This is a genomic window from Pseudonocardia sp. N23, assembly GCF_002583555.1.
Taxonomy (GTDB): domain Bacteria; phylum Actinomycetota; class Actinomycetes; order Mycobacteriales; family Pseudonocardiaceae; genus Pseudonocardia.
This window is the reverse complement of sequence record NZ_BEGX01000045.1, coordinates 1-8,969: the sequence shown is the minus strand read 5'-3', so window position 1 is coordinate 8,969 and position 8,969 is coordinate 1. Positions and strand designations below refer to the sequence as shown.

Annotated in this window: 7 protein-coding genes; 2 read left to right on the top strand and 5 right to left on the bottom strand. The window is 76.1% G+C overall.

Going from position 1 to position 8,969, the window contains the following annotated elements; all coding sequences use genetic code 11:
* Window positions 1-1,418, top strand: a 1,418-nt coding sequence (gene zwf / locus TOK_RS12115; protein WP_306305138.1) for a glucose-6-phosphate dehydrogenase, incomplete at its 5' end; no start/stop codon positions are given.
* Here zwf and TOK_RS12110 read toward each other — a convergent pair.
* The 5 genes from TOK_RS12110 to nthB all read right to left on the bottom strand — a co-directional run bounded on the left by TOK_RS12110 (window position 1,387) and on the right by nthB (window position 7,278).
* On the bottom strand, window positions 1,387-2,142 hold the full coding sequence (locus TOK_RS12110; protein WP_098957943.1) for a GNAT family N-acetyltransferase: 756 nt from the start codon (window positions 2,140-2,142) through the stop codon (window positions 1,387-1,389). The two genes, zwf and TOK_RS12110, sit on opposite strands and share 32 nt — an antisense overlap.
* Window positions 2,142-3,206, bottom strand: coding sequence for a class I SAM-dependent methyltransferase (locus TOK_RS12105; protein WP_098958028.1), 1,065 nt, complete (start codon window positions 3,204-3,206; stop codon window positions 2,142-2,144). Before TOK_RS12105 ends, TOK_RS12110 begins: the two co-directional genes overlap by 1 nt.
* 84 nt (window positions 3,207-3,290) lie before the next feature.
* Complete coding sequence (locus tag TOK_RS12100) at window positions 3,291-6,260, bottom strand: AAA family ATPase (RefSeq protein ID WP_098957942.1); 2,970 nt, start codon at window positions 6,258-6,260, stop codon at window positions 3,291-3,293.
* 25 nt (window positions 6,261-6,285) lie between these two features.
* Window positions 6,286-6,456 (bottom strand): hypothetical protein, encoded by a 171-nt coding sequence (locus TOK_RS32570; RefSeq protein ID WP_172457540.1) that lies wholly within the window; start codon window positions 6,454-6,456, stop codon window positions 6,286-6,288.
* Between the two features lie 75 nt (window positions 6,457-6,531).
* Window positions 6,532-7,278, bottom strand: coding sequence for a nitrile hydratase subunit beta (gene nthB / locus TOK_RS12095; protein WP_098957941.1), 747 nt, complete (start codon window positions 7,276-7,278; stop codon window positions 6,532-6,534).
* A 192-nt stretch (window positions 7,279-7,470) separates the two neighbouring features.
* Between nthB and TOK_RS12090 the strand changes: the two genes are divergently transcribed.
* Window positions 7,471-8,835, top strand: a complete 1,365-nt coding sequence (locus tag TOK_RS12090) for an FAD-binding oxidoreductase (RefSeq protein ID WP_098957940.1) — start codon at window positions 7,471-7,473, stop codon at window positions 8,833-8,835.
* Window positions 8,836-8,969 lie beyond the last annotated feature (134 nt).

The window sequence follows — 8,969 nt, the reverse complement described above, 5'->3', positions numbered from 1 at the left end:
AAGAAGGCATGACGCCCCCCGCCGCAGGCACGGCGGGGTCCCCCGTCCCGGGTGACGTCCTCGTCCTGTTCGGGATCAGCGGCGACCTGGCGCACAAGAAGATCCTGCCCGCGCTCTACCGGCTCGCCGAGCGCGGCGAGCTGACCGTGCCGGTCGTCGGTGTCGCGCTCACCGACTGGGACACCGACGCGCTGCGCTCCCACGCCGCCGACGCCGTCCGCGAGGTGATCGACGACGTCGACGACGACGTGCTGCAACGGTTCCAGGGCCTGCTCACCCTCGTCGCGGGCGACTACTCCGACACCGCGACGTTCAGCCGCCTCGCCGAGGAGGTCCGCGCGCGGGCCGATGCGACCGACCCGTTCGTCGTGCACTACCTCGCGGTGCCGCCGAGCCTGTTCGGGACGGTCGCCGACGCGCTCGCGAGCGTCGACCTGAACCAGCGTGCGCGCCTGGTCGTGGAGAAGCCGTTCGGCCACGACCTCGCCTCTGCACGGGCGCTCAACACCGAGCTGGCCCGCAACTACACCGAGGACCAGGTGTTCCGGGTCGACCACTACCTCGGCAAGGAGTCCGTCGAGGACCTGCTGGTGCTGCGGTTCGGCAACACGCTGCTCGAGCCGCTGTGGAACCGCACGTGGATGGACCGCGTCGAGATCACCATGGCCGAGGACTTCGACGTCGCCGACCGCGGCTCGTTCTACGACGCCGTGGGCACGGTCCGCGACGTCGTGCAGAACCACCTGCTGCAGGTCCTGGCCTACCTGATGATGGAGGCGCCGCGCAGCGACGCCGCCGACGACCAGCGCGACGCCAAGCACGCCCTGCTGTCGTGCGTGCGCGCCATCGACCCGGACGAGACGGTGCGCGGGCAGTACGAGGGCTACCTCGGCGTCGCCGGGGTGAAGCCGGGCTCCACGACGGAGACGTTCGTGTCCGTCGTCCTGCACATCGACGACTGGCGCTGGACAGGGGTGCCCGTGCACATCCGCGCGGGCAAGGCGATGCCGGAGACGTTGCTGGAGATCGACGTCGTCCTGCAGGCGCCGCCGCGGCCGCTGTTCACCGGCGCCGACGACGCGGTGCCGCCCGCGAACCGCATCCGGATCCGGTTGCAGCCCGACTCGCGCATCACGTTCTCCGTGCTCGCGAAGCGGCCCGGCGCGGGTGACGTCGCCGAGGAGGTGCCGATCGTGGTGGACCTTCGCCAGGTCCTCGGCCTGGCCCACGAACCGTACGAGCGCATCTTCGGCGACGCGCTCGTCGGGGACCCGGCGCACTTCGCGCGGTTCGACACGCTCGAGGAGGCGTGGCGGATCGTCGCGCCGATCCTGGACGCGACGACGACGCCGGCGCCCTACGCGAAGGGGACGTGGGGACCGACCGCTACGGACGGAACCACAGCGTCCACCGGGTGACCGGCAGGTAGCCGAGGCGCCGGTAGACGCCGGCTCCGGCGTCGCTCGCGATCAGGACCGCGGGCGACGCCGGGTCGGCGACGGTGGCCGCCCACGTGACGGCCGTGCCGACGCCGCGGCCACGGAACCGCGGCAGCGTCGCGACGGCCTCGACGTCGACGACCTCGTGCGTGGCGTGCGACAGCGCGCAGCCCGCCGGTTCGCCGTCGACACGCGCGAGCCAGAACCGGGTCCGCCCGCCCAGCAGCCCCGCGGGCGCGGGCGAGGCCGGGGCCGGGTAGCCGTCGGCCAGCAGCCGGGTCCACGTGGCGAGCCCGTCGACGTCGGTGACCTCCTCGACGGTGACGCCGTCGGCAGGCGCGGGCGCGGGGCCTCCCGCAGGACGGATCATGAAGGGCGGGTGGCCCATCAGGACGAGCCCGGTGAGGTCGGCGGTCGGCTGCGGGCACACCAGCAGGAACGGCCGCCCGGCGGGGAAGAACGCGGCGATCCGGTCGGCTGCGTCAGGCCCGCGGGTCGCGACGGCGACGTTGAGGAACACACACGGCGAGCCGGCGTCGGCCAGGACGACACCCGGCTCGCGCGACGTCCGGCCGCCCGCCGCGTCCGCCCACGCCGTCGCGCGGCCGGCCATCGCGCGCACGGCGGCGAGGGTGAGGGTGTCGGTCGACGGGGTGTCGTCCTCCGCGCCGGAGCGCGGCACCGTCGTACCGGTCGCGGACATCAGCCCTCCAGCCGGTAGAAGCGGAACATGGCGTCGTCGATCGGGAGGTCGGTGACGTGCGTGAACCCGGCGTCGGCGGCGTAGCGGCGCAACGTCGCGGGCCGCATCACCGTCCCGGTGGCCGCGGAGTGCTCCGCGCAGCGCCCGACGGGCAGGCAGTGCAGCACGCTCGCGGCGTAGAGCAGCCGGTCGACGGGGCTGCCGGGGGCGGTGAACCCGTCGGACGCGTTCTCGTCCATGACGACGACGGGCCCGCGGGTCAGCCGGCGAGCGGTGCGCAGCGCGGCGACGGGGTCGGCGAGGTCGTGGATCATCTCGAACGCGAACACCCCGGCGTAGTCGCCGGTCAGAGCGGGGTCGGTGACGTCGGCGACGACGAACCGCACCCGGTCGGCCACCCCGGCGTCGGCGGCGTTGCGGGTCGCGGCTTCCACGGAGGCCGGGTCCACGTCGTACCCGTCGACGGTCGCGTCCGGGTAGCCGCGGGCCAGCGCGATCGCGGCCCACCCGACGCCGCAGCCGAGGTCGGCGACCGCGCCGCCGGCCCGCAGCGCGGCATCGAGGTCGGGCAGGGTGGGCAGCCACTCCGCGACGAGCCGGCCGGTGAACGCGGGCCGGTTGAACCCGCCCTGCGCGTGCTGGACGCCGTAGTCGGCGAAGGGCACGCCGCTGCCGGTCCGGTACGCGTGCTCCAGCGCGGGCAGCACCCGGCCTGCCGACTCCAGGAACCCGGCGAGCGGCACCACGTGCGCGGGACTGTCGGGGTCGAGCAGCACGGCCTCGGTGCCGGGCGGGAGCACGTAGCGGCGGTCGTCGGGGTCCGCGGTGGGGTCGTCGACGGCGAGGATCCCGGCGGTGGCCTGCTGCTCGCACCATTCCCGCACGTAGCGGGCGTCGACGCCGGTGGCGGCGGCGAGCGCGGTCGGGGTGAGCGGGCCGTCGGACAGCGTCCGGTAGAGCCCGAGCCGGTCCCCCAGCCCGACGGTGAGCAGCTCGAACGCGCCGATCCCGGCCTCGAACAGCCGGCCCGCGAGCTCCTCGGCCGTGGTGACGGTGGCGGTCATGGTGTCCTCCTCGGTGTCGCTGGTGTCGTCAGCAGGGAGGCGCCACATCGGGCGTGGCGATGCCACGCCGTCGCCGCGGCCGCGCTACAGCTGCCAGTGCACCTCGCGGTCGGGGGCGTAGCGGCAGAACGTCCCGGTCCGTACGGACACCGCGAGGTGGCGGCCCAGCTCCGGATGGACGTCGTCGATGCGGGCCAGCGCCTGCCGGACCCGGTTACCGACGGCCTTGCGCATCCGCTCGGCGTCCGACGCCGCGGTGCGCGGCCGGCCGCCCAGCCCGGTGACGGCGCCGAGCTCGGCGAGCAGCGCGTCGCGTTCGGCGACGGCACGTTCGGCGCGGACCGGGTCGTGTGCGGCGGTCGCGTCGTCGAGATCGTCCTGCAGGTCGAGCAGCCGGCGCCGGTAGGCCGCGACGGCAGTGCGGTCGGCCAGCTCGGCTGCCGCGGGCACCGGTAGGTCGAGGGACCCGACCAGCTCGGCCGAGGCGACGTCGCGGCCCGGCCGGGCGAGCAGCGTGGCGAGGTCGCGCAGGCCCTTGGTGTCGCGCAGCCGGACCTCGCGGCCGGCCCAGCGCAGCGTCCAGACCTCACCGTCGCGGACGAAGGCCGCATCCGCGGCCGCGGGTGCCTCCCAGGTGTGCTCCGTCAGTGCCGCTCCGGCTGCCGTGTCGAGCACCGCGGCGTCCGCGAGGTGGCGGCGGGCGGCGGTGTCGTCACCGACCGACGCCGCGAGCCTGCCCAGGTGGCCGTCGACGCTGCCCCAGGTGCCCGCGAGGATGCCCTCGATCGCGAACTGTCCGGCGAACGGCACCAGCAGCGCGTACACGTCGCGGGCGGCGTCGCGGTCGCCGACTATCAGCGCCGTCCGCGCGCACTGCACGACCTCCGGCAGCCACTCGCTGTCGCGGGGGCCGTCGCTGCGGGCGGCCAGGTAGCGCTGCAGCGACAGCCGCGCCTGCACGGACGCCCCCGACAGGGCGTGCAGCAGCGCGACCGTGCAGTGCGACGCGGCGACCGACTCGGGCGCGAGCTCCTGGAACCGCCCGACCGACGCTGAGGCCCTGCCCCGCAGCGCAGCCCGGACGAAGTCCTGGGTCATGGCCAGCAGCTCGGCGTTGGGGCTGCCCGACAGCGTCGCGAGCCGGTCCCGCTCGGCGGTGTGGACGGCCTCGGCGGCGGTGTCGCCGCGCATCGTCGCGCGCGTGCCGCGCCACAGCGGGACCAGCCAGCTCAGGCCCGGGCGGCGCACGGCCGCCGCGACGCGGGCGTAGCCGTCGATCTCCGCGTCGACTGCCACCCAGTCACCCGCCTCCGCCATCGCGACGAGCCGCAGCCGCCGGCCCAGCAGCTCCGCGGCACGGTCACGCGCCCCACGCGCGGACTCCACGATCTCGGTCGCCGCCGCCCGCCGCGCCGCGACGTGGTCGGGTCCGGCGACGGCGTCGCACCACGCGGCCAGCGCGCTCGCGCGGGCCCGGGGGTCGCCGAGACGCCGCGCCATCGCGACCGCGGCGTCGGCCAGCCCGGCCCGGCGGTCCTCCCCGGCGGTGTGGCTCAGCGCGACCGACAGCCGGGCCGTCACCGCGCAGCGCAGAGCCGAGTCGTCGGTGGGGAGGGCGGCCAGCGCCTCCTCGAGCAGGGCGACCCGGTCGGGATCGGCCAGGTCGACCTCGAAGCCGGCGCTGCCGCCGGTCGCACCCAGCGCGGCCGTCGCCAGGACGTCGGCCCGCCCCGCCGCGCGGCCCCGCGCGGCCGCCGCGGTGAATGCGGCGCGCGAGGTGGGGATGTCGTCCGCGGCCAGCGCCGCCTCGCCCCGTGCGCACAGCAGGTCCGCACGCACGTCGCGATGTGCAGGGTCGTCGCCCGGCAGCGCCGCGAGCGCCGCGTCGAGCCAGCGCAACGCGTCCTCGTGGGCGGTGTCCGCGGCGGCCTGTGCTGCGGCGGACGCGGCGGCCCGCGCCGCCCTGAGGCCGTCGCCGGGATCGCCGGACAGCTCGGCGACGACGAGCGCCTGGTGGGCGACGGCCGCGTCGTCGGCGGCACCGCTCGCCGCGCGGGCGGTGAGCGCGTCGAGGGCGCGGCGGTGCATCGGGAGGCGTTGCGCGGCAGGCGTGCGCGCCGCGAGGGTCTCGGCGACGAGCGCGTGCGGGAACCGGACCCGGCCCGTCTCGTGTGTCAGCAGGCCGGCGTCGGTGGCGGGCCCGACGGCCGCGGCGAGGTCCGCGGGGGCCACGCCGGCGACCCGGGCGAGCAGCACCCCGTCGACGCCCGCCGTCACGCCCGCGTCGAGGACGGCGGCGGCCCGCAGCACGGTCTCGGTGCCGGCCGGGAGCCGGTCGAGCCTGCGGTCGAGGACGGCGCGGACGCCGCCGGGCACACCCGTCGCGTCGCCGGCGCGGCGCATCCGCACGACCTCCGCGGCGAAGAACGGGTTGCCGCCGGTGCGGGCGTGCAGCTCGGCGGCCGCCGCGGGGTCGACGTCCTCCCCGGTCAGCTCGGCGACGACAGGGACGAGCATCGGCGCCGCGAGCCCGCGCAGCGCGATCCGTCGGTCGGCGAGGAGCGTGTCGAGGGCCTGCGCCGCATCGGGATCGGTGTCACGGCACGTCGCGAGCAGCAACACCGCCGTCGACGCCAGGTGCGCCCGCATCGCACCGAGCAGCCGCAGCGTGGCCGCGTCGGCCCACTGCACGTCGTCGACCACGAGCAGCACGGGCGCTGCGGCGCCGAACGCGGCCGCCACGGCGTCCAGGACCAGGAACGGGGCGAACTCCGGTTCGGCCCCGGCCGGGACGGCCAGCGCGTCGGACCGGTCGAGGGCGGCCAGCAGCTGCCGGACGGGCCAGTACGGTGGGGCGCCGCGGTCGCTTCGGCAGGCCGCCCAGGCGACGTGCACGTCGTCGGCGCGCAGCCGGTCGGCGACCTCGGCGGCGAGCCGCGTCTTGCCGATCCCCGCGTCGCCGACGATCAGCGCGGACGTGCCCCGGCGCGCGGCGAACGCCGCCGCCGCGGCAGCGAGCAGCTCGCGCAGCTCGGACTCCCGGCCGTGCAGCACGGCCGGGAGTATGGCCGTGGCCGCGTCAGCGGGGAAGTGCCTTGTTGTTCTTGTTCTTGATGGCCGTGTACGCGGCGGCGCCGACGAACAGGACCGCGCCGATCACCAGCGCGACGCCCAGGAACTTGAACACCGCCCCGAGCACCGAGATGACGATCCAGATCGCGAGCGCGACCCCCAGGATTTTCAGCAGCATGTGCGAACCCCTCCTCCGCCGTCATCCTCTCCGACGAACGGGCTGCCGCGGTAGTTCCCACGCGCGCCCGTTTCGTCACGGTCCGGTGGAGGGGTCGAAGTAGGACTCCCAGGCGTCGACGTCGACGGTCGAGGCGGGGTCGGCGTCCTCGCCCCACAGTTCGTGGGCCTCGAACCGCAGGGTGTAGAGCCACTCGGGGGCCTCCCCCGCGCCGTGGGCGTTGCGGTCGGGCAGCACGTGAGCGCCTCGGACGGCGACGACGGTGCCGACGTGACCGCGCGCGTACCGCGGCAGCCGGGTGTGCCCGCGGGGGTGCATGGTGCGGGCCCGGACGCGGTCGCCGACGGCGAACCGGGCCGGCGTCGCGACCTCGCGGGTGTAGGGGGTGCCGGCGGCGAGGGTCGCGGCGACGTCGGCGGCGCGCAGCACCCGGGCAGGCTCGCCCGGTGTGTTCGCCCGGCCCGCGGCCAGCTCGTCGCGGGCCACGAGACCGTGGGCGACGAGCAGGTCCTCCAGGCCGCGCAGCCAGATCGCGTAGTAGCTCGACGTCAGGTACTCGGTGTTCTCCAGCGCCACCATGTGCTCGCCCTGCCGGCCGCCGTGACCGAGCTCCGCGATGGCGGGCGTGGCGTCGGCGAGCAGCCGTTGCCGGTAGCCGGGGTCGGTCCAGGCCCGGACCACGACGCGGGCGCCGTTGCGCGGCCCGACGTCGTGCTCGTAGGTGGAGATGATCTCCTTGAGCGCGGCGGGGTCGACGTACCCCTTCTCGACGAGGACCTCCTCCAGCGCGGCCGCCCGCGCCGCCACCGTGCTCTCGGACATGGCCCGACCCTACGGCCTCCCACGGGTGGCAGCCCGGCCGTCGGAGGGGGTGCTGTCCACACCGTGGCGCTCACGCTGCCGCGACGGGCACACACCCGGTGGCGCGGTCGAGCCGGACCCCTGCGCCGCAGCACAGTTCTCCCCAGACGGAGCGCCCCCGAACGGGGCCTGCCACCACAGGGGGAACCACCGATGACCGCGATGATCGACCACCAGGACAGCCTCTCCCGCGTCGCGGGGCCCGTGTTCTTCCCGGGCGACGACGGGTACGCCGACGAGGTGGCCGGCTTCAACGCCGCGCACCTGCCCGCGCCCGCCGTCGTCGTCGGCGCGACCTGCGCCGAGGACGTCGCCGCCGCGGTCGCACACGCCGCGGCCACCGGCCGCAGGGTCGCCGTCCAGGCCACCGGACACGGCCTGCTCGACGGGCTGTTCGGCACCGTGTTCGTCTCCACCCGCCGGCTGACGGGCGTGACGGTCGACCCGACCGCGCGCACCGCGCGCGTCGGCGCCGGGGTGCGCTGGCGTGAGGTCATCGACGCCGCCGCGCCGTTCGGCCTGGCCCCGCTCAACGGCTCGTCGTCGAACGTCGGGGTCGTCGGCTACACGACGGGCGGTGGCCTCGGCCCGATGGCCCGCCGCTACGGGTTCGCCGCCGACCACGTCCGGCGGTTCACCCTCGTCACCGCCGACGCCCGGGTCCGCGACGTCACGCCCCACACCGAGCCCGACCTGTTCTGGGCCGTCCGTGGCGGCAAGGGCAACTTCGGCATCGTCACCGAGATCGAGTTCGACCTGATGCCCGTCGCCCGGTTCTTCGGCGGCGCCGTGATGTTCGGGGCCACCGACGCCGCGACCGTGCTCCACACGTGGCGCGAGTGGGCGCCGGCGTTGCCCGAGGACACCACCTCGTCCGTCGCGATGCTGCGGCTCCCGCCGGACCCGGCGCTGCCGGAGCCGCTGCGCGGGCAGTTCGTCGTCGCGGTGCGGTTCGCCCACCTCGGCTCCGCCGCAGAGGGTGAGTCGTTGCTCGCGCCGATGCGGACCGTCGCGACGCCGGTGATGGACACCGTCTCCGACCTGCCCTACGCGGCCGTCGACGCCGTCCACATGGACCCGACCTCCCCGATGCCGGTCTGGGACCGCGGCGGCGCCCTGCGCGAGCTGCCCGCCGAGGCGGTCGACGCGCTCCTCGCCGCTGCCGGCCCCGGTGTCGACGCGCCGCTGGCGATGGTGGAGGTGCGGCTGCTGGGCGGGGCTATCGGCCGGGCCCCGGCGATCGCCAACGCCGTGTCCGGACGGGAGGCAGCGTTCTCGGTCTACAGCGTCGGTGTGCTCGCCGGGCCGCCGGTGGAGGTCGTCGCCGCGTCGGCCGCCGCGGTGCTGGAGGCGTTGCGGCCCTGGGCCTGCGCCCGCGGGCTGGTGAACCTCCTCGGTCAGGCGGGCCCCGCCCGCGTCGCCGCGCTGTGGGATGACGCCGATCTCGCCCGGCTGCGCGCGATCCGCGCGCAGAACGACCCGACGGGCCTCTTCGCCACCACCGTGGTGATCGGCTGAGCGGTCAGCTCGCCGCGACCCGCCCGGCGTCGTCCCCCTCGTGGTGGGCGACGTCGGGCACCGCCGTGCCCAGCCGCCCGCGGATCGTCGGGTGCAGCAGCATCTCGCGCAGCTCGTCGAGGTGGTGGTCGCGC